The 20,679-nt window shown below is 67.3% G+C and carries 20 protein-coding genes; 13 read left to right on the forward strand and 7 right to left on the reverse strand.

The window, feature by feature from the left end:
* Positions 1–46: 46 nt before the first annotated feature.
* From C5O27_RS19470 to C5O27_RS19480, 3 genes are read left to right on the forward strand one after another with little or no spacing between them, the layout of a single operon-like run.
* Positions 47–832, forward strand: a complete 786-nt coding sequence (locus C5O27_RS19470) for a lipid droplet-associated protein (RefSeq protein ID WP_127963429.1) — start codon at positions 47–49, stop codon at positions 830–832.
* Positions 829–2,097: an exodeoxyribonuclease VII large subunit gene (gene xseA, locus C5O27_RS19475; RefSeq protein ID WP_127963430.1), complete on the forward strand. Its 1,269-nt coding sequence runs from the start codon at positions 829–831 to the stop codon at positions 2,095–2,097. The genes C5O27_RS19470 and xseA overlap by 4 nt, the downstream gene beginning before the upstream one ends.
* Positions 2,094–2,351 carry an exodeoxyribonuclease VII small subunit gene (locus tag C5O27_RS19480; protein WP_006357733.1) on the forward strand — a complete coding sequence of 86 codons (258 nt, stop codon included), beginning with the start codon at positions 2,094–2,096 and terminating at the stop codon, positions 2,349–2,351. Before xseA ends, C5O27_RS19480 begins: the two co-directional genes overlap by 4 nt.
* 1 nt (position 2,352) lies before the next feature.
* On the opposite strand, the gene C5O27_RS19485 is transcribed toward C5O27_RS19480, so the two are convergent.
* Both C5O27_RS19485 and C5O27_RS19490 read right to left on the reverse strand, forming a co-directional pair.
* Positions 2,353–2,673 (reverse strand): hypothetical protein, encoded by a 321-nt coding sequence (locus C5O27_RS19485; RefSeq protein ID WP_042378375.1) that lies wholly within the window; start codon positions 2,671–2,673, stop codon positions 2,353–2,355.
* 211 nt (positions 2,674–2,884) lie between these two features.
* Complete coding sequence (locus tag C5O27_RS19490) at positions 2,885–3,460, reverse strand: DUF4245 domain-containing protein (RefSeq protein WP_127963431.1); 576 nt, start codon at positions 3,458–3,460, stop codon at positions 2,885–2,887.
* Between the two features lie 144 nt (positions 3,461–3,604).
* Here C5O27_RS19490 and glpX point away from each other — a divergent pair, with 144 nt between their 5' ends.
* The 5 genes from glpX (at position 3,605) to C5O27_RS19515 (ending at position 8,865) form a co-directional block, all read left to right on the forward strand.
* Complete coding sequence (gene glpX, locus C5O27_RS19495; protein ID WP_006357730.1) at positions 3,605–4,600, forward strand: class II fructose-bisphosphatase; 996 nt, start codon at positions 3,605–3,607, stop codon at positions 4,598–4,600.
* Between the two features lie 118 nt (positions 4,601–4,718).
* A complete protein-coding gene (locus C5O27_RS19500) occupies positions 4,719–6,416 on the forward strand; it encodes a fumarate hydratase (RefSeq protein WP_127963432.1) in 1,698 nt (565 codons plus the stop codon).
* A gap of 7 nt (positions 6,417–6,423) precedes the next feature.
* A complete protein-coding gene (locus C5O27_RS19505; protein ID WP_127963433.1) occupies positions 6,424–7,836 on the forward strand; it encodes a class II fumarate hydratase in 1,413 nt (470 codons plus the stop codon).
* Positions 7,837–7,849: 13 nt separating this feature from the next.
* Positions 7,850–8,533, forward strand: coding sequence for a PIG-L deacetylase family protein (locus C5O27_RS19510; protein ID WP_127963434.1), 684 nt, complete (start codon positions 7,850–7,852; stop codon positions 8,531–8,533).
* Positions 8,534–8,700: 167 nt separating this feature from the next.
* The gene (locus tag C5O27_RS19515) at positions 8,701–8,865 is read left to right on the forward strand and encodes a hypothetical protein (protein WP_006357726.1); all 165 of its coding nucleotides are present in this window, start codon (positions 8,701–8,703) and stop codon (positions 8,863–8,865) included.
* Positions 8,866–8,893: 28 nt separating this feature from the next.
* Here the strand turns inward: C5O27_RS19515 and C5O27_RS19520 are convergent, their stop codons facing one another.
* A complete protein-coding gene (locus C5O27_RS19520) occupies positions 8,894–10,621 on the reverse strand; it encodes a GAF domain-containing sensor histidine kinase (protein WP_127963436.1) in 1,728 nt (575 codons plus the stop codon).
* 246 nt (positions 10,622–10,867) lie between these two features.
* Between C5O27_RS19520 and C5O27_RS19525 the strand changes: the two genes are divergently transcribed.
* The 3 genes from C5O27_RS19525 to C5O27_RS19535 all read left to right on the forward strand — a co-directional run bounded on the left by C5O27_RS19525 (position 10,868) and on the right by C5O27_RS19535 (position 12,926).
* Positions 10,868–11,515, forward strand: a complete 648-nt coding sequence (locus C5O27_RS19525; protein ID WP_006357724.1) for a response regulator — start codon at positions 10,868–10,870, stop codon at positions 11,513–11,515.
* Between the two features lie 183 nt (positions 11,516–11,698).
* Positions 11,699–12,574 (forward strand): universal stress protein, encoded by an 876-nt coding sequence (locus tag C5O27_RS19530; protein WP_127963437.1) that lies wholly within the window; start codon positions 11,699–11,701, stop codon positions 12,572–12,574.
* A 145-nt stretch (positions 12,575–12,719) separates the two neighbouring features.
* A complete protein-coding gene (locus C5O27_RS19535; protein ID WP_035750516.1) occupies positions 12,720–12,926 on the forward strand; it encodes a hypothetical protein in 207 nt (68 codons plus the stop codon).
* Here the strand turns inward: C5O27_RS19535 and C5O27_RS19540 are convergent.
* Together C5O27_RS19540 and phoH2 are read right to left on the reverse strand one after the other, a co-directional pair.
* On the reverse strand, positions 12,913–13,860 hold the full coding sequence (locus C5O27_RS19540) for a L,D-transpeptidase family protein (RefSeq protein ID WP_127963438.1): 948 nt from the start codon (positions 13,858–13,860) through the stop codon (positions 12,913–12,915). The genes C5O27_RS19535 and C5O27_RS19540 overlap by 14 nt on opposite strands.
* Positions 13,861–14,491: 631 nt before the next feature.
* The gene (gene phoH2, locus C5O27_RS19545; RefSeq protein WP_127963439.1) at positions 14,492–15,799 is read right to left on the reverse strand and encodes an RNA 5'-3' helicase PhoH2; all 1,308 of its coding nucleotides are present in this window, start codon (positions 15,797–15,799) and stop codon (positions 14,492–14,494) included.
* A 467-nt stretch (positions 15,800–16,266) separates the two neighbouring features.
* Here phoH2 and C5O27_RS19550 point away from each other — a divergent pair, with 467 nt between their 5' ends.
* Complete coding sequence (locus C5O27_RS19550) at positions 16,267–17,286, forward strand: IS481 family transposase (protein ID WP_127963440.1); 1,020 nt, start codon at positions 16,267–16,269, stop codon at positions 17,284–17,286.
* Here the strand turns inward: C5O27_RS19550 and C5O27_RS19555 are convergent.
* Complete coding sequence (locus C5O27_RS19555; RefSeq protein WP_006357720.1) at positions 17,283–18,155, reverse strand: acyl-ACP desaturase; 873 nt, start codon at positions 18,153–18,155, stop codon at positions 17,283–17,285. The genes C5O27_RS19550 and C5O27_RS19555 overlap by 4 nt on opposite strands.
* Before the next feature lie 68 nt (positions 18,156–18,223).
* On the reverse strand, positions 18,224–19,531 hold the full coding sequence (gene glyA, locus C5O27_RS19560) for a serine hydroxymethyltransferase (RefSeq protein WP_279636557.1): 1,308 nt from the start codon (positions 19,529–19,531) through the stop codon (positions 18,224–18,226).
* Positions 19,532–19,659: 128 nt separating this feature from the next.
* On the opposite strand from glyA, the gene C5O27_RS19565 reads away from it, so the two are divergent.
* Positions 19,660–20,679, forward strand: a complete 1,020-nt coding sequence (locus C5O27_RS19565; RefSeq protein ID WP_127963441.1) for an IS481 family transposase — start codon at positions 19,660–19,662, stop codon at positions 20,677–20,679.

Genomic DNA, 20,679 nt, shown 5'->3' on the forward strand with positions numbered 1-20,679 from the left:
AGGGTACGGGTTACAGACGAGTGCCCTTTGATGGCAGAGTGTTGGCATGGATCGCGCACCCTACCCGGCCCGTATCGCCGCAGGTCTGATCGTCACCGCCCTCGAGGAGACGCGCAAGCTTCCCGCGCTGCTCGTCACCCTCCCGATGACAGCGGTCAGCCAGACCCTGCAGGCAGGTATGCGGGCGCAGCAGAACATCGCCGAACTCGCCATCAAGGGCGACGCCGCCCTGGGGATGCTGTTCGACAAGCCCAGCGAGCAGCCCGCGTGGGCCCGCTTCGACGAGGACGACGAGACCCCGGAACCCGGCGCCGACGCCCACGCCGGTGACGTACCGATCGAGAAGCCCACCAGCATCGTCGACGAGGTCGAGGCCGCCGCCGACGGCAACGATCCGGGGGACCAGCCCGGCGAGGCCGTGCCGTCCACCAAGACCGCAAAAGTGACCAAAGCCTCCAAGACCGGCGGTGCCACCAAGACCACCGAGGTCGACGCGGAGGCCTCCGACGCAGACCTGGCCGCGCCGCCGCGCGCCGACGCCGGTCGTTTCGCGCTGTACAGCTCGGCACCCGAGGACGTCGTGGACGCCGCCGAGAAGAAGCCGGCGACGCGTGCGGACAAGCCGAAGAACGGGGCGGCACCCGAGATCGTCGTCCTCATCGACTACGACACGCTGACCCTGGCACAGCTGCGTGCACGTCTGCGGACGGTCGGCACCGACGACCTCGAGAGCCTCGTCGACTACGAGAAGGCCAACCGTGGCCGCGCGCCGTTCGTGACGATGCTGGAGAACCGGATCGCCTCGCAGAACAAGCGCTCCACCGAGGCGTGACCGGGACCTCGCCGAACTCGGCCGAGAATCCGTGGCCGGTACGCACGGTCAACACCAAGATCGCCGACTGGATTCACCGGTTGGGCCAGATCTGGGTGGAGGGTCAGGTCACCCAGATCAGCCGGCGCCCCGGTACCCGCACGGCGTTCCTCACTCTGCGGGACCCGGCTGCCGACATCTCCATCTCGGTGACATGCAGCCCGGACCTGTTGTCGCGCACCGAGGTTCCGCTGACCGACGGCAGTCACGTCGTCGTACTGGGCCGGCCGAGCTACTACACCGGCCGGGGCACGGTGTCGCTGCGGGTCAGCGACATCCGTGCGGTCGGCGTCGGTGAACTGCTCCTGCGGATCGAACGCCTCCGGCAGTTGCTGGCCGCCGAGGGCCTGTTCGACGCCCGGCTCAAACGTCCGCTGCCGTTCCTCCCGCGCTCGATCGGATTGATCAGCGGGCGGGCCAGCGCCGCGCAGCGTGACGTGGTCAGCGTCGCCACCGACCGGTGGTCGGCGGTCCGCTTCGACGTCCGTGAGGCACCCGTCCAGGGGCCCACGGCGGTGGCGCGCATCCTCACCCATCTCGCGGACCTCGACGCGCATCCCGACGTCGAGGTCATCATCATCGCGCGCGGCGGCGGCAGCGTCGAGGATCTGCTGCCGTTCTCCGACGAGGCATTGCTGCGCGCGGTGTCCCGGTGTCGCACACCGGTGGTCAGCGCGATCGGGCACGAGCCAGACAACCCGCTGCTCGATCTCGTCGCCGATCTGCGTGCGGCGACTCCGACCGACGCCGCCAAACGAGTGGTTCCCGACGTCGAGGCCGAACTCGCCGGGATCGACGAACTGCGCCGGCGCAGCGCACAGGCGTTACGCAACTGGGTGCGTCGCGAGACCGGGGTCATCGACGGACTCCGACGACGCCCGGTTCTGGCCCGGCCCGGTGTGATCGTCGACCAGGAGTCCGTGAACGTAGCCGAGCTGCTGCGCGCGCTGCGGCGCGACGTCCTGCGTCATGTCGACACCGAGGACCACCGCCACGAGCATCTGGCCGCCCGGCTGTCGACGCTGGGCCCGGCGCAGACTCTCGCCCGCGGTTACGCCGTGGTGCAGCGCACCGACACCGACGTGACCCACGTGGTCAGCACGCTCGACGATCTGCCCGCGGGCGCCGAATTGCGTATCCGGGTCGCCGACGGCGCGGCGCGGGCCACCGTCACCGCGACCGAGGCACACACCTCCACTTCCCCTGACGACGAAGGAGATTCGTGAGCACCGACAGTGACGACACCGGCGAGGAGTACACGCCGGTTGCCGAACTCGGCTACGAGGAGGCGCGCGACGAGCTCGCCGACATCGTCGGCACGCTCGAGCACGGCGGCCTCGATCTCGACACCTCGCTGGCCCTGTGGGAGCGGGGCGAGGCGCTCGCGACGCGCTGCGAGGAACACCTCCGCGGGGCGCGTGAACGCATCGAAACCGTGATCGCACAGAAGAATTCGGCCGATCCGGACGACAACGAGTAGGTCACCCGAATCCGAGTAGTGCCTGCCGGTCGACGGTGGTCGCGTGGAATCGACCCTCCGCGGCGCGATGACCGACGACCAGCAGCGATTCCCGCCGGTCGGCCGGCGAGTCGACGCGCGCACACGGCACGCTGATCACCCGACCGCCGGTCGTCGCAGCGGCCGCACCGGCCCCGTACGCCGGGACCACGATCACGAGCAGCGCGACGAGAACCGCGACGAGAACGAGCCGTGCCCACACGACCGACAGCCATGCGTCGGCGTGGGCAGACAGCGACGAGGCCGGTGTCCACATGTACCTGTGCCAGATTCTCGCGGACATGAGCGCCTCCCGAACCAGACGCTATGACCGGACGCAGGAGATCTCGCGAGTAGTCGGCTACTCGATCGCGCGACTCTCGCCCTCGCAACTGCAAGTCGCCCCTGGACAGCACCCGGTGCAGAAGCGCCGACGATATATCGTCATCGGCGACTCTCTGGAGGGTGCTCTTCGGGGGCGGTTCTCAGCGGCACTTACAGGCGGTTTTCCGCGCTCAGGCGTCGAGCGGCTGCTGCGTCGCCACCGACGCCGCGATCGTCTCGATGTCGGCGTCGGGTCCGCGGGACAGCACGCCCACGCGCACGCTGCCGAAGTCGGTGATCCAGAACTTCTTGCCCTCGGCGGTCTCGTAGGTCACCCATTGCCGGCCGCCCGCCTCGCGGGTGCCGGTGGCACCGACGTCGCCGTAGTCGGTCCCGCTGCCACCGAGGTACGGCACCAGCAGGTCCTCCGACGCGTCGGTCTGGCTCAGCTGCACGTAGGCCTTACTCGCGCTGAGCCAGCCGACCGTGCTGACCCGGTGTCCCTCGATCGCGTCCGACGAGCCGGAGTTCGGCTTCCATCCCTCCGGTGTCGGCGGGCGGCGGATCGGGAACGGCATCTGTCGGGCGTCGGCGTCCAATGCGGTGACCACGTCGAACGCGGGCACCTTGCTGTCCGCCGGGTCCTGGTTCAGTCCGACCGAGCAATTCCCCGACGCGATCGCCACCAACGCGATGAGCGCGAGCAGCGGCACCAACGACCAGAACATGTCCTTGCCGTTGATGAGAATGCGCGGTTTGTCTGCCATGAGGCCGAGTATCCCACCACCAGGGTCAGTCACCGAACGGCCGGTGTGACATGCAAGGATGATCCCTGAGATCACCGCCACACCCACGGATCCCAAGGGCTGCGCCCCACTGGGATCCGGGCCACACCTGAGGAGCCGAAGCCGATGACAGCCAGCAGCCACCAAGCACCCGATCGCAACCTCGCGATGGAACTGGTCCGCGTGACCGAGTCGGCTGCACTCGCTGCCGGCCGGTGGGTTGGTCGCGGCGACAAGAACGGCGGCGACGGCGCGGCGGTCGACGCGATGCGTCAGCTCCTTTCGACGGTGTCGATGCGCGGTGTCGTCGTGATCGGTGAGGGCGAGAAGGACGAGGCGCCGATGCTGTACAACGGCGAGGAGGTCGGCAACGGCGAGGGCCCCGACTGCGACGTCGCGGTCGACCCCATCGACGGCACCACCCTGATGGCCGAGGGCCGGCCCAACTCGATCTCGGTGATCGCGGTCAGCGAGCGCGGCACCATGTACGACCCTTCGGCCGTCTTCTACATGGACAAGATCGCCGTCGGTCCCGACGCCAAGGGCGCCATCAACATCAACGAGTCGGTCGAGTGGAACATCAACTCGGTCGCCAAGGCCAAGGGCATCGACGTGGCCGACCTGACCGTCATCGTCCTCGATCGCCCCCGTCACGCCGACCTCATCGGCGAGATCCGCCAGGCCGGCGCCAAGATCCGCCTCATCTCCGACGGCGACGTGGCCGGAGCGGTCGCGGCCGCCGACGACTACTCGACCGTAGACATGCTCATGGGCGTCGGCGGCACCCCCGAGGGCATCATCACCGCCGTGGCGATGAAGTGCATGGGCGGCGAGATCCAGGGCAAGCTGTGGCCGCGCAACGACGAGGAGCGCCAGAAGGCCATCGACGCCGGCCACGACCTCGACCGCGTCCTCACCAACGACATCCTGGTGAGCGGCGAGAACTCCTTCTTCTGCGCGACCGGCGTGACCAACGGCGACATGCTGCGCGGCGTCACCTACCGCCCCAACGGTGCGACGACCCGTTCGCTGGTCATGCGCTCCAAGTCGGGCACCGTCCGCCGCATCGAGGCCGTCCACAAGCCGGCGAAGCTGCGCGAGTACGCCCGCATCAATCTCTGACACCTTGGTCTGAGACCCAGCACCGGCCCCGCGTCGGGGAGCCGTGACCGTGATCCACCTCACGAGTCCGGTCACCTCTGACGTGGGGCCGTTCTGCTGGGGCGATACGATCCGGTGCGTGAGTAAACCAGCCTCAGCCCCCGAGTTTCTCTACTCTGATCTGCTCCCCATCGGCGCCGACGAGACCCCTTACCGGCTCATCACCACCGAGGGCGTCTCAACGTTCGAAGCCGGCGGACAGACCTTCCTCAAGGTGGAGCCGGAGGCGATCCGCAAGCTCACCGCCGAGGCGATGCACGACATCAGCCACTACCTGCGCCCGGCTCATCTCGCGCAGCTCCGCAAGATCATCGACGACCCGGAGGCGTCGGGCAACGACCGCTTCGTGGCGCTCGACCTGCTCAAGAACGTCAACATCTCCGCAGGCGGCGTGCTGCCGATGTGCCAGGACACCGGCACCGCGATCGTGATGGGCAAGAAGAGCGAGGGCGTGCTGACCGGCACCGACGACGCCGAGGCGATCTCGAAGGGTGTCTACGACGCCTACACCCAACTCAACCTGCGCTACTCGCAGCTCGCTCCGCTGACCACGTACGAGGAGAAGAACACGGGAACCAACCTCCCGGCCCAGGTGGAGATCTACGCCACCGAACAGGGACCCAAGGGCCCGGAGTACAAGTTCCTGTTCATGGCCAAGGGTGGCGGTTCGGCCAACAAGTCCTTCCTGTTCCAGGAGACCAAGGCCATCCTGAACCCGAAGTCGATCCTGAAGTTCCTCGACGAGAAGATCCGCTCGCTCGGCACCGCGGCCTGCCCGCCGTACCACCTCGCCGTCGTGATCGGTGGCACCTCAGCCGAATTCGCACTCAAGACCGCGAAATACGCTTCGGCGCACTACCTCGACAACCTGCCGACGCAGGGTTCGATGTCGGCGCACGGCTTCCGCGACCTCGAACTCGAGGACGAGGTCTTCACACTGACCCAGTCCTTCGGTATCGGCGCCCAGTTCGGCGGCAAGTACTTCTGCCACGACGTCCGCGTGGTCCGCCTGCCGCGCCACGGCGCGTCGTGCCCGGTGGCCATCGCGGTCTCGTGTTCGGCCGACCGTCAGGCTCTCGGCAAGATCACCGCCGACGGCGTGTTCCTCGAGCAGCTCGAGACCGACCCGGCCAAGTACATGCCGGCTGCCGGTGTGGCCGAGGACATCTCGGGCGGCGAGGTGGTCGAGGTCGACCTGAACCGCCCGATGTCGGAGATCCTGGCCCAGCTGTCGCAGTACCCGGTGAAGACGCGCCTGTCGCTGACCGGCCCGCTGGTGGTGGCCCGCGACATCGCCCACGCCAAGATCAAGGAACGCCTCGACGCCGGCGAGCCGATGCCCGATTACCTGCGCGACCATCCCGTCTACTACGCCGGTCCGGCCAAGACGCCCGAGGGCATGGCGTCGGGTTCGTTCGGCCCCACGACCGCCGGCCGCATGGACTCCTACGTCGAGCAGTTCCAGGCCGCGGGCGGCTCCATGGTCATGCTCGCCAAGGGCAACCGATCCAAGCAGGTCACCGAGGCGTGCAACTCGCACGGCGGCTTCTACCTGGGCTCGATCGGCGGCCCGGCGGCCCGTCTGGCGCTCGACTGCATCAAGAGCCAGGAGATTATCGAGTACCCCGAACTGGGTATGGAAGCGGTGTGGAAGATCGAGGTCGAGAATTTCCCGGCCTTCATCGTTGTTGACGACAAGGGCAACGACTTTTTCACCGACCCGAGCGGGTCCGTCAACGTCCCGCTGAGCGGCATAAGGATTCGATCGAAGGAGTAGAACACCTATGACCCAGGCACAGGGCAAGCAGGAATTCCGCACCGAGCACGACACGATGGGCGAGGTGCAGGTCCCCATCGATGCTCTGTGGCGCGCCCAGACCCAGCGCGCGGTGGAGAACTTCCCCATCAGCCACCGCCCGCTGGAACGGACGCAGATCCGCGCGATGGGCCTGTTGAAGGCGGCCTGTGCCACGGTCAACTCCGATCTCGGACTGCTCGACGCGGAGCGGGCCGACGCGATCATCGCGGCGGCCACCGAGATCGCCGACGGCAAACACGACGACCAGTTCCCGATCGACGTCTTCCAGACCGGATCGGGCACGAGTTCGAACATGAACACCAACGAGGTCATCGCGTCGATCGCGAAGGCCAACGGCGTCGACGTGCACCCCAACGATCACGTCAACATGTCGCAGTCGTCGAACGACACCTTCCCCACCGCCACCCATGTCGCGGCGACCGAGGCGGTCGTCACCGATCTCGTCCCGGCACTCGAGCATCTCCGGAAGTCCCTGGCGGACAAAGCGACCGAGTGGCGTGACGTCGTCAAGAGCGGCCGCACCCACCTGATGGACGCGGTGCCGGTGACCCTGGGTCAGGAATTCGCCGGATACGCACGGCAGGTCGAGGCGGGCATCGAGCGCGTCACCGCGACCCTCCCGCGTGTCGGCGAACTGCCCATCGGCGGCACCGCGGTCGGCACCGGGCTCAACGCCCCGGCCGGGTTCGGCACCAAGGTGGTCGCCGAACTCGTCCGCCGCACCGGCGTCGAGGAGCTCTCCCTCGCCAAGGACAACTTCGAGGCACAGGCCGCCCGCGACGGCCTCGTCGAACTGTCCGGGCAGCTGAAGACGATCGCGGTATCGCTCACCAAGATCGCCAACGACGTCCGGTGGATGGGCTCGGGACCGCTGACCGGCCTGGGCGAGATCCTGCTCCCCGACCTCCAGCCGGGCAGCTCGATCATGCCGGGCAAGGTCAATCCCGTTCTGCCCGAAGCGGTCACGCAGGTCGCCGCGCAGGTCGTCGGCAACGACGCGGCGGTCACCTGGGGCGGCGGCAACGGCGCCTTCGAGCTCAACGTCTACATCCCGATGATGGCCCGTAACGTGCTCGAGTCACTCAAGTTGCTGGCCAACGTGTCCCGGCTGTTCGCCGACCGCTGCATCTCCGGGTTGCAGGCCAACGTCGATCGCCTCCGCACCCTCGCCGAGAGCTCCCCGTCGATCGTCACACCGCTGAACAGCGCGATCGGCTACGAGGAGGCCGCCGCGGTCGCCAAGCAGGCGCTCAAGGAGGGCAAGACGATCCGGCAGACCGTCATCGATCGCGGCCTCGTGGGCGACAAGCTCAGCGAGGAGGAACTCGACGCACGTCTCGATGTGCTCAAGATGGCCAACCTCGACCGGGAACGCTGAGTACCGTCTGGTCATGACCTCACCGGAGCCCTTCCCCACGGACTGGCAGACAGCGCTCGTCCTCGTCGCCCATCCCGACGACCCGGAGTACGGCATGGCCGCCGCGGTCGCGCGCTGGACCGGCGAGGGCAAGCGTGTGGTCTACGCGCTCGCCTCCAGCGGCGAACGCGGGATCGAGGGCATGACACCGGCGGAATGCGGCCCACTCCGGGAAGCCGAACAGCGTGCGTCGGCGAAGATCGTCGGCGTCGACGAGGTGGAGTTCTGGGGTTTCCCCGACAGCGACATCCGCAACACCCCCGAACTGCGCGCGAAGATCACCGAGACCGTCGAACGCATTGCGCCGCAGGTCATCCTGTCGCTCTACGGCGGACCGGAGTGGGCGCCCGGCCAACCGAACCAGCGCGACCACATGGAGTTCGCCGCGGCGGTGCTCGACGCCTACGACGCCCTGTCGGCCCATTCCGGCGAGGTTCCGGCGTGGCTGTTCGAGAACGGGCCGGCGGCAACCCATGCCGTCGACGTCGACGCGCAGTTCGAAGTGGCCGTCCGGTCCCTCGCCGCGCACGACCGCTACCTGTCGGTCCTCGACCCGGATACGCCCGTCCTCGATCAGGCCCGCGCCCAGATCGACCGGGCGACCGCGCCACGGGACGACGTACGGGTCGCCGGGTTCGAGCTCAAGCGAACCCGCTGACCGGCCCGGACACCAGCAGGGTCCCGAGGTTGGCCCTGTCGACTTGTGACCTTGGGCCCTCCCGGGAACGCCGTCGACACGAGAAGGTAGGGGGGTCAGTCTCTCGAACGCCCGGGAGAGTCCCCTCCGAGACAGTCGGGAGGTGACCGGTCATCACGCTCACCGGTGTGCTCGTCGTTTTCCTCGCAGCCTTCGCGGTCTGCGCGCTCGTCGGCCTGTCCATCTGGCTCATCGTGCTCTTCGGCCTCCTTTCAGGAGTGCAGGCCGTGGCATGGGTGACCGAACGGACCTCGGCCTGGCGACTGCCGGCCGAACCGGGCACCGGTCCGTGAACCGTCCTCACCCGGCAGCGCTGTCTCCCTAGAGCGGTACCGCCCACCGCACGGACAGGCCGCGGCCCGAATCGGGTGTGTTCAGGGCGAATGCCCCGCCCAACTGTTTCGCGCGGTGTCGGAGGTTCTTCAGCCCACTGGGCGTGACGTCCTCGGGCAGCCCGACTCCATCATCGGTGACCTCGACGGCCAGCTCGTCGCCGACCGAGATCGCCACCGTCACCGTCGTCGCGTGGGCATACCGGACCGCGTTGCTCAGGGCCTCACGCACCACCGCGACCACTTGGTCGGCGAGGCGCGGCTCGACGATCGACAGCGGGCCCGCCATCCGCACATGGGTCTGTATGGGCAGGTCATCGATCTGCTGGTCGATCGTCTCCTGCACCCGCTGACGGAGCCGGGTGGTCTCGGTTTCCTCCGCCTGCAGGTCGAAGATCGTCGAACGCACGTCCTGCACGATGTCCTGCAGATTGTTGATGGACCGCGTCAGCCGCGCGCGGATCTCGGACGACTGGGTGCGTTGGAGCGTCGCCTGCAGGGTGAGCCCCTCGGCGAAGATCCGCTGGATCACGTGGTCGTGCAGGTCACGGGCGATCCGTTCACGATCCTCCAGGACCCGCATCTCGTGGGCCTGGTTCGTCGCGCTGGCCAGCTGCAGCGCCAGGGCCCCCTGGTCGGCGAAGTTCGCGCTCAGGCTCAGCAGGTCCTCCGCGAACCCGTCGCGCCCTTTGGACCGCACGGCGATCAGCACGCCGCGGGTCGATTCCGCCGTACGCAGCGGCGCCACCATCACCGGGCTGTGCTGCGTGGACGAATCCCCGGAGATGTCGTACTCGAGCTCCTCGCGAAGGACCGGCCGACGTCGAACGAAGGCGTCGCCCGAGGTCGACCCCTTGATCGGCACCGTTCGTCCGCGGAAGACCTCGGCGTCGACCCCTTCGGCGACCGTGACGACGAGTTCCTCTACCGATTCCGCCGGCATCTCGTGGTCGTGGGGTTCGGCGATGCAGACCAGATCGGCGTCGGCCAGCGTGAGGACCTTGCGGGCGATCGATTCGAGGACGTCCTGCTGATCGGCCCCGGTCAACAGCTCCGCGATCACGTCGCGATTCGCCTCGATCCAGGCGAGCTGGGTCTGCGCCTGTTCGTACAGCCGGGCGTTCTCGATCGCGATACCTGCCGCCGACGCCAGTGCCTGGATGACGAGTTCGTCGTCCTCGGTGAACAAAGCACCGTTCTTCTTCTCCGTGAGGTACAGGTTTCCGAAGATCTCGTCGCGCACCCGGATCGGGGCGCCCAGGAAGCTCGTCATCGGCGGGTGGTTCGGCGGGAATCCCACCGACGCGGGATGCTCGGACAGGTCGGTGAGCCGTAACACCCGGGGGTCGTCGATGAGCTGCCCCAGCACGCCGCGGCCTGTCGGCAGGTGCCCTATCTCGGCGCGGACGTCCTCGCCGATGCCCTGCGCCAGAAAGGCCGACAGGTCGTGTCCGCTGCCGAGGACGCCGACCGCCCCGTACTCGGCGTCGACCAATCGTGTGCCCGCAGACACGATGGCCTCGAGCGTGGTTTCCAGATCGAGATCGGAACTGACCATCAGCATGGCCTCGAGCAGACCGTCGATGCGGTCACGAACATCGGCGATCTGCGTTATCCGGTCGCGGACCTCATCGAGGAGCTCACGTAATCGCATCTGCGACAACTCATTCTGCACCTCAGAAGACCCCACACCGCGTTCCCGGGATTCGCGGACCATATTTCGAATGATATACCCTCCGCTTCGTTGAGTATTGGGTTGACCAATTCTCGCCAGATAGTCTGAAAGCCCTCGAATCATCCTCCCCGCAAATCAATTCGGATTTCCGTGACCTCGTTTTCCCCGTTGAATCGGACATTTCGGGTATAGGTGGAAATCCGCCAGTCCGGGCAATCTGGGTGAAACACGTCGGGGGTCGACCTACAATTCGTCTCACGGCACCTGCGCCGGAGGGAGGTGTGGCCGATGTTCTCGGTTTTCCTCGTCGATGACCACGAGATCGTCCGGCGGGGTCTCGTCGAACTCCTGGACCACGATGACAACGTCCGGGTCGTCGGCGAGGCCGCGACCTGCGCGCAGGCCCTCGCCCGCATACCGACCGTGCAACCGGACGTCGCGGTCCTCGACGTCCGCCTACCCGACGGCAACGGGATCGAACTGTGCCGCGACTTGCTCAGCCGAGTCGACGGGTTGCGCTGCCTGATCCTGACCTCGATGACCGACGACGAGGCCATGATGGACGCGATCCTCGCCGGCGCCAGCGGGTACGTCATCAAGGACATCACCGGCATGGAACTCGCCCGCGCCATCACCGATGTCGGCGCCGGACGGTCGTTGCTCGACAACCGCGCGGCCGCAGCCCTGATGGACCGGTTGCGCACCCAACGCGAGAAAGAGGAAAAGCCCGGCGACGGATTGAGCGAGCAGGAGAGCACCCTGCTCGCCCTCCTCGGCGAGGGCCTGACCAATCGGCAGATCGCCGCCCGGATGCATCTCGCGGAGAAGACCGTGAAGAACTACGTGTCCCGGCTGCTGGGCAAACTCGGCATGGAGCGCCGTACGCAGGCGGCGGTGTACGCCACCAAAGCGGCGCGACGGGGTCACGCGCACTGAGTCGAGGCTCGCGAGTGATTCGCTTACCATATCCTGCGGGTTAGAGCACGACACGTGTCATTGGTCCCCATCCAACGGGACTCTTTACCCGGTGACTCACCCCTCGCCGGGGCATCTACTGGATTACACGGGCGATGCCGGCACCCCGGCACCCGATGCGTGGACCTCCAGGGGGACTGCCGTGTGACCGCATCCAGATTCACCGACGGACCTGTCGTCGTCGGCGTCGACGGGTCTGCCACCGCCCGCGCCGCCGCCCGCTGGGCCGCGCGCGACGCCGCCCTCCATCGGTCGGAGATCGAGATGATCGCGTCGGCGAATCTCTCGGCGGACGATCCGTACGTCCTCGAACCGCTACGAGCCCGATGCGAACGCGCCCTGGCGGAGGCACGCCGCGTCGCCGAGGACTCGAGCGACTCAACCGACCCGCTGAAGATCACGACCCAGGTCGTCGACTCCCCGCCGGTCACCGCCCTGCTCGAGGCATCGGATCGAGCCCGACTGCTCGTAGTCGGCAACCGCGGGCACATGGCCGGTCACCGCGTGGCCCTCGGCACGATCACCACCACACTCGCCGAGCACTGCAGATGTCCGCTGACGGTCGTCCGGGACTCCACGTCGAACTGGTCCCAGGCGAGCATCGCGGTCGGCACCGACGGCTCCCCGGGCGGTCGAGTCGCCGTCGACGCCGCGTTCGCCGCGGCCGACCTGCGCGGCGTCCCGGTCACCGTCGTCCACGCCTGGTGCGACACCGATGTCGCCGACATGTCCGTGCCGTGCACGATGTCCGAGTGGCCGAGCCGCCGCAGCCGCGCCGACGCCTGGCTCGACGCCGAACTCGACGAGGTGCGCCGCCGATATCCGCAGGTCACCGTCCGCTGTGCCGTGACCAGGGACCGCCCTGCCCGCGCCTTGCTCGACCACGCCCAGGCTGCGCAACTGCTCGTCGTGGGCGCGCGCGGTCGCGGCGGTTTCGCGGCCATGAGACTGGGCTCGACGAGCCTCTCGGTCCTGCGTTCGGCCCGAGGCCCGGTGATGGTGGTACCCCGCGACCGCTGACCTGCACTCGGTCCGCCGAACCATGTGCCATTCGGCCCTATGAGATCTACGTCACACCCGGTGACACTGAGGTGGTCGCTCGTCCGAGTCCGCCGACGAACCGACGGGACCGATTCGACACAGCGAGCACCAGAGGTCCACCGCCATGACAGTCATATCTCCGCTGTTCGCCGAAACCGAGGGTTCGGCCGACCGGAACTGCGACAGCTGCGGGCGCAGCTTCGTCCTACGACGACCACTCGCCGAGCCCGATCGGGATCAGTGGGCCAGGGTCAACGGCTGGCACATCGGGGTCGAGGAGACCTTCTGCCCCGCCTGCCGGCACGCTCGCTCCGAGATCAGCGACCCGTGAACTGCCCGAACAGGGCGGGAACCGCACCGACCAGCTGCGAGAGCAGTCCGGTCAGCATGTCGGAGGCCGGCACGTCGGGAGTCGACGGCGCGGCACCCGGAGTTGTTTGAGGGGTTGCTCCGGGCGCCTCGCCGGTCGGCGCACCCTGATTGACGCCGATCGTGATCTTCGGGCTCTTCGCGGGGTCGAGCCAGACGAGGATCTTCTTCATCAGCTCGCGCTCGATGGCGACGCAGCCCAGCGTCGGCTGGTCGTTGGTCACATGCAGGAACATCGCCGTCGCCTTGCCGGGCGTGCGCTGCGGATTGTGCGCGATGTTGACCGCGTAGTCGTAGACGGGACCCGAGTTGTACAGGTTCTCGCTGTCACCACCGGGACTCTGGGGCTGACGCACGTGGGTGTTGTAGGTCGGCGACTTGGGATCGGAATCCCACCAGTCCTGCGTATCGACCTTGAGGTAAGGCATCTTGGTGCCCGGATTCTCCTGGCGACCGAAGGCCTGGTCGAGCGGGAACGTTCCCTCCGGGGTGCGGGGCACGTTGTCCTGCGGCTCGCCCATCCCCAGGGAGCCGAGGAATGCCTTGGTCGGGCCGAGACCGGGGACCGGCTTCCAACTGCCGTCGTTCCCCTTCTCGAAGGCCGTGAGCGTGGCGGTGGTGTCCGACGCCTTGGGCGCGGTCACGACGATCATCTGACCGGTCGGGCCCCCGGCGCCGCCGGGAGCATTCGCGGAACCGTTGTCGCCCGACAGTTGGTTGAGCACCTCGTCGAGCAGTGGGATGCCGAGGCCCTCCCCCATTCCCGGCAGCGACGGGCTGCCCGGGGTGGTCGGTGGCGTGATCGGTGTCGTCGTCTCCGGATCGGCGAGGGCCTGACCCGCACCACCAGCGCACGCGGCCAGCACCGCAATCACCAATAGTCCCAGCAGTCTCATTCGCCTCATCAGTAACTTCAGCACCACAACAGTGTGACAGCGCGCAAGACCCCGTGAGTCACGTGATGGTCACGGTGCAGTGAGGATCGGATCAAGCGCTCCGACCCACCCGACTGTCCGCGACCGCCGGATCACCCGTCGATTGTCGAAGGAAAATCGGAAATGATCCATTGTTCGACGCGCAGGACAACGGCCCGAAAATGCGTTGCCGCGTTGCGGCCACGCAGAATTCACCGACCTTTTCTTTGCGGAAACGAAACATAATCGTTAGCGTCGGTAACGGCGTCGTTCGAGCAGCGACCTCGCCGAACGGAAAGTCACCGACAAAGGAGAGAAATGGGTTCCCTCGAGAACATCGAAGTCCTCACCGCACTCGTCGACCTGCTCAACGCGCTCAGCGACCTCGGCGGCACCGCCGCCTGACCCGACCCCTGAGACCGGCCCACCACCGAGAAATCCGTTGCGAGAGCAGCAGACTCAGCAGTGGGCCACCGTGACGGAAGGCCGCGACGATTCACTCCCCTCAGCGAATCGTCGCGGCCTTCCTCCTCTGAACACTCGCTACGCTCCCGGCGCGGACACAACCCGCCCGCTCGCTACGCTCCCGGCGCGGACACAACCCGCCCGCTCGCTACGCTCCCGGCGCGGACGGCCCGAACTCCTCCAACATCTCCGTCACCAACGCCGCGATCGGGGACCGCTCGCTGCGGGTGAGCGTGATGTGCGCGAAGAGCGGATGCCCCTTCAGCTTCTCGATGACCGCGGCGACGCCGTCGTGCCGGCCGACGCGGAGGTTGTCGCGCTGAGCGACATCGTGGGTGAGCACCACACGCGAGCCCGAGCCCAGGCGCGACAGCACCGTCAGCAGGACGTTGCGTTCCAGCGACTGCGCCTCGTCGACGATCACGAACGAATCATGCAGCGACCGGCCGCGGATGTGCGTCAGCGGCAACACCTCCAGCATCCCGCGGCTCAACACCTCCTCGATGACCTCCGGTGAGGCGAGCCCCTCGAGGGTGTCGAACACCGCCTGCGCCCACGGGCCCATCTTCTCGGCCTCGCCACCCGGCAGGTAGCCGAGCTGCTGGCCGCCGACCGCGTACAGCGGCCGGAACACGACCACCTTCCGCTGGGTCCGTCGTTCGAGAACCGCCTCGAGGCCCGCACACAGGGCCAGCGCCGACTTGCCGGTGCCCGCCTTGCCGCCGAGCGAGACGATGCCGACGCTGTCGTCGAGCAGCAGGTCCAGGGCGACCCGCTGCTCCGCGGAACGGCCGTGCAGGCCAAAGGCCTCACGATCTCCCCGCACCAGTTGCACACGCTTCTCCGCGTTGACGCGTCCGAGGGCGCTCGACGACGGACTGAGCAGACGAATACCGGTGTGACAGGGCAACTCCCTGGCCTCGTCCAGGTCGATGACGCCGTCGGCGAACAGTGCGTCGATCGCCGAGGTCTCGACGTCGAGTTCGGTCATCCCCGACCAGCCGGAGACGACGACGTCCTGCGCGTGGTACTCGTCGGCAGCCAGACCGACCGCGCCGGCCTTCACACGCAGCGGGGTGTCCTTGGACACCAGGGTCACGTCCTTGCCCTCGGCCCGAAGGTTCAGGGCACAGGCCAGAATCCGGGAATCGTTGCTGTCGGTGCGGAAACCGGCCGGCAGGACGGCCGGATCGGTGTGGTTGAGCTCCACCTGAAGGGTGCCGCCCTCCTCGCCGATCTCGATCGGTAGGTCGAGCCGACCGTGCGCGAGCCGCAGGTCGTCGAGCATGCGCAACGCCTCACGTGCGAACCAGCCGAGCTCGTGGTGGTGGCGTTTGCCCTCGAGTTCGCTGATGACCACCAGTGGCAACACCACTGAGTGCTCCGCGAAGCGCATGACCGCCCAGGGGTCGGACAGCAGCACGGAAGTATCGAGGACGTAGGTGCGTGTGGTCACGTGGAGCTCCTACGTTCGTGCGGCGCCCGCACAAACCTGTTCTCGCCGTTGACCGGCCGGGTCGAAGTCCGTTGCCCTCGGCGTCAGCCGAGGTGGACGAGGACCGGGGCCGGTCCCCTCGCGCTGCTGGTGCAATACACGAATCGAACCTCCCGGACGAACCGCTTCCCCGCGGTCCGTACCGTCAACGTACGCGCAGACCTCGCCGGCGGCGCGCCGGAGTCAGGTGTGTCGGCGTGAATTTCGCGTTAACCGCAGTATCGTCTGACCCAGGGACGCAAACGGCGCCACCAGGACATTTGTCGTCCTGATGGCGCCGTGCGCGCGTGTAGGGAAAGTGTCCCGGTGTCTAGCTGTACTGACCCGGGACGTTAGGTACAGAGTTCGGCGAGTCGACGTGACATAGGGAAGACCTCCGAGTGAGGTGTGGAGCTGTCTAAGAACCGCTCCTCAACCCGGAGGTCTTCATGTCCCACCGTAATTCACCGCTGTCCCCGACTGGCCGGTTGCGTCTGGCTCGGTGTGTTGTGGACGACCGGTGGCCACTGCGCCGCGCAGCTGACCGGTTCAACGTGTCAGTCACCACGGCCAAGCGATGGGCGGATCGCTACCGCGACCACGGGCCGGCCGGAATGGGTGATCGGTCCAGCCGGCCCCGATCGTGTCCGCATCGCACCAGCCGGCGCCGGGAACGCCGGGTCGTCGGGTTACGCGTCTCCCGCCGCTGGGGGCCAGCCCGGATCGGATACCACCTGGGGTTGAACGTCTCCACGGTGCACCGCATCCTCACCCGCTACGGCTGCCTACGACTGTCGTGGATCGACCCGGCAACCGGGGCGCCGGTACGTGCCCGCAGACGCGAGATTCGCCGGTACGAACACCAAGCGCCCGGAGACTTGATCCACGTCGACATCAAAAAGCTCGGCAGAATCCCCGACGGCGGTGGACATCGCGTACACGGCCGCGCCCAGGGCACCCGCAACTCCAGTGCCCACCGCGAGCCTGGACGAACCCGCAAAGTTGCTGGCCGCCCCAACCTGGGGTACGCGTATCTGCATCACGCCGTCGACGACCACTCCCGCTACGCCTACTCCGAGATCCTCGCTGATGAGAAGAAGGAAACCGCGACCGCGTTCATGACTCGGGCGTTGGCGCACTTCGCCTCGATCGGTGTCACCACCGCGCGAGTGATGACCGACAACGGCTCTTGTTACCGGTCCCGAATATTCCGGGACTTGTTGGACGAAAACGGGATTAAGCACAAGTGGACCAGACCGTACCGGCCGCAAACCAATGGCAAGGTCGAACGATTCAACCGGACCCTCCAGGAGGAATGGGCCTACGCCCGTCCCTACCTCAGTGAAACCGAACGCGTCGCAGCCTTCCCCGAGTTCCTTCGCATCTACAATCACGAACGCGGCCACACCGCACTCCGAGGCAACTCACCCGCCGACCGCGTACCCAACCTGGCGGGTCAGAACATCTAGCCGCGGGCGCGGGAGAGGATGCGCTGACGCGCCGCCTCGGCCTCGTCGCCCAGACCCTCGATGGAGTCGAGCTTGACCGCATCGGCGAGGGTCGCGGCGATCTCGCGCCACGTGTCCTCGTTCTCGTAGTCGGCCAGGAGCGCCCGCTCCGCATCGAAATCATCGATGTCGTGGCCGATCGCCTCGGCCCGACCCAGCGCCAGGGCCGAGTCGATCGCGATGACGGTGGCGTCCTGATCGGCGATGATCCCGGCGTTGAGGAACGCACCGAAGGTGTTGGCCTGCTGCTGGTCGTCGGCGGCGATCTTGGTGAGGATCTGCTCCAGGACGTCGTCGGCGGCGATCGCGCTGAGTCGCTTGATGAAGCTGACGCACTGGTTCTCGTGCACCGCCATCAGTGCGAGCACATCGAGCGGTCCGAGCGGGTCGACCTGCTCGGGGGTCTGCCGGTAACCCTTGGTGACGTGGACGAGTCGCCGGTTCTCGGCATCCACCGGATCGATCGCGCGACGCACGACGAGGTAGTCGCGCAGGACGATCGAGTGCCGGTTGTCCTCCGCGGTCCAGACACCGATCAGCTGACGCCACTCGGAGAAGGCCGGGAAGTGCTTCGCCAGCACGCGGTGGTACGACGGCAGGTTGTCCTTGGTGAGGAGCAGAGCCAGCAGCCCGGCACGCGCCTCGTCCGACAGTGTCGCCTGCGACGGGTCGTAGTCGTCGCCGCCGAGGAAGGCGAAGTTGCGTCCCTCGTCCCACGGCACCCAGTCGTGCGGGTTCCACGGAGTGGCGGCCGACTGGTGGTCTTCCGCGATCTCGGGAAGAGCCTTCTCGAGCGCGATGATCAGGTCGTCTTCAGTGAGTGCGTTCATCGCTGCAACGATACGGACGCCGCTCGGCGCGGGGCAATTCAGGTCACATCCGAGCGGTCGGCCACGGCTCAGATGCGGCTCATCAGTCCCCACTCCTCGAGTCCCTCGTACAGCGGGAAGTCGAGGGCGAGCTTGGAGACCCGGCCACGCAGGGCCGAGACGTCCGCCGACGAACCTGCGGCGAGCGCCGTCGCGATGATGTCGGCGACCTCGGTGAACTCCTCGTCGCCGAAGCCACGGGTGGCCAGCGCGGGGGTGCCGATGCGCAGACCCGAGGTGACCATCGGCGGACGCGGGTCGAACGGCACCGCGTTCCGGTTGACCGTGATCCCGACCTGGTGGAGCAGATCCTCGGCCTGCTGGCCGTCGAGGTCGCTGTTGCGCAGGTCGACGAGCACGAGGTGGACGTCGGTGCCGCCGGTCAGGACCGAGACGCCGGCTTTGGCGACGTCCTCACCGTTGAGGCGTTCGGCGAGGATGCTCGCGCCCGACATGGTGCGGCGCTGCCGCTCGGCGAACTCCTCGGTACCGGCGATCTTGAGCGCGACGGCCTTGCCGGCGATCGCGTGCATGAGCGGTCCGCCCTGCTGGCCGGGGAACACGGCCGAGTTGAGCTTCTTGGCCCACTCCTGCTTGGCGAGGATGATGCCGGAGCGGGGTCCGCCGAGGGTCTTGTGCACGGTCGAGCTGACGACGTCGGCATGCGGCACCGGCGACGGGTGCAGGCCCGCGGCGACGAGCCCGGCGAAGTGCGCCATGTCGACCCACAGGTGTGCGCCCACCTCGTCGGCGATCGAGCGGAACGCCTCGAAGTCGAGGGTCCGCGGGTAGGCCGACCAGCCGGCGACGATGACCTTCGGCTTCACGTCGAGGGCGATCTTGCGCACCTCGTCCATGTCGATCCGGAAGTCTTCCTTGCTCACGCCGTAGAAGGCGTTCTCGTAGAGCTTGCCGGAGAAGTTCAGGCGCATGCCGTGCGTGAGGTGACCGCCGTGGGCGAGATCGAGACCGAGCATGGTCTCCCCCGGCTCCATCAGCGCCTGCAACACGGCCGCGTTGGCCTGCGCGCCCGAATGCGGCTGGACGTTGGCGAAGTCGGCGCCGAACAGTTCCTTGGCGCGATTGCGGGCAATGTCCTCGACCACGTCGACGTACTCGCAGCCGCCGTAGTAACGACGTCCCGGGTAACCCTCGGCGTACTTGTTGGTGAGCACGCTGCCTTGCGCCTGCAGCACCGCGCGCGGCACGAAGTTCTCCGAGGCGATCATCTCGAGAGTGTCCCGCTGACGGCTGAGTTCGCCGTTCATGGCGGCGGCGACGTCGGGGTCGAGCTCCGCCAGGGACATCGAGTTCACGGATGACGAGTTCGCGGTCATGGCGACAAGTCTAGGTGTACTGACCCGGAACGTTAGGTACAGAGTTCGGCGAGTCGACGTGACATAGGGAAGACCTCCGAGTGAGGTGTGGAGCTGTCTAAGAACCGCTCCTCAACCCGGAGGTCTTCATGTCCCACCGTAATTCACCGCTGTCCCCGACTGGCCGGTTGCGTCTGGCTCGGTGTGTTGTGGACGACCGGTGGCCACTGCGCCGCGCAGCTGACCGGTTCAACGTGTCAGTCACCACGGCCAAGCGATGGGCGGATCGCTACCGCGACCACGGGCCGGCCGGAATGGGTGATCGGTCCAGCCGGCCCCGATCGTGTCCGCATCGCACCAGCCGGCGCCGGGAACGCCGGGTCGTCGGGTTACGCGTCTCCCGCCGCTGGGGGCCAGCCCGGATCGGATACCACCTGGGGTTGAACGTCTCCACGGTGCACCGCATCCTCACCCGCTACGGCTGCCTACGACTGTCGTGGATCGACCCGGCAACCGGGGCGCCGGTACGTGCCCGCAGACGCGAGATTCGCCGGTACGAACACCAAGCGCCCGGAGACTTGATCCACGTCGACATCAAAAAGCTCGGCAGAATCCCCGACGGCGGTGGACATCGCGTACACGGCCGCGCCCAGGGCACCCGCAACTCCAGTGCCCACCGCGAGCCTGGACGAACCCGCAAAGTTGCTGGCCGCCCCAACCTGGGGTACGCGTATCTGCATCACGCCGTCGACGACCACTCCCGCTACGCCTACTCCGAGATCCTCGCTGATGAGAAGAAGGAAACCGCGACCGCGTTCATGACTCGGGCGTTGGCGCACTTCGCCTCGATCGGTGTCACCACCGCGCGAGTGATGACCGACAACGGCTCTTGTTACCGGTCCCGCATATTTCGGGACTTGTTGCACGAAAACGGGATTAAGCACAAGTGGACCAGACCGTACCGGCCGCAAACCAACGGCAAGGTCGAACGATTCAACCGGACCCTGCAGGAGGAATGGGCCTACGCCCGTCCCTACCTCAGTGAAACCGAACGCGTCGCGGCCTTCCCCGAGTTCCTTCGCATCTACAATCACGAACGCGGCCACACCGCACTCCGAGGCAACTCACCCGCCGACCGCGTACCCAACCTGTCGGGTCAGTACATCTAG

The sequence above is a fragment of the Gordonia alkanivorans genome, from assembly GCF_004011905.1.
Classification (GTDB): domain Bacteria; phylum Actinomycetota; class Actinomycetes; order Mycobacteriales; family Mycobacteriaceae; genus Gordonia; species Gordonia alkanivorans.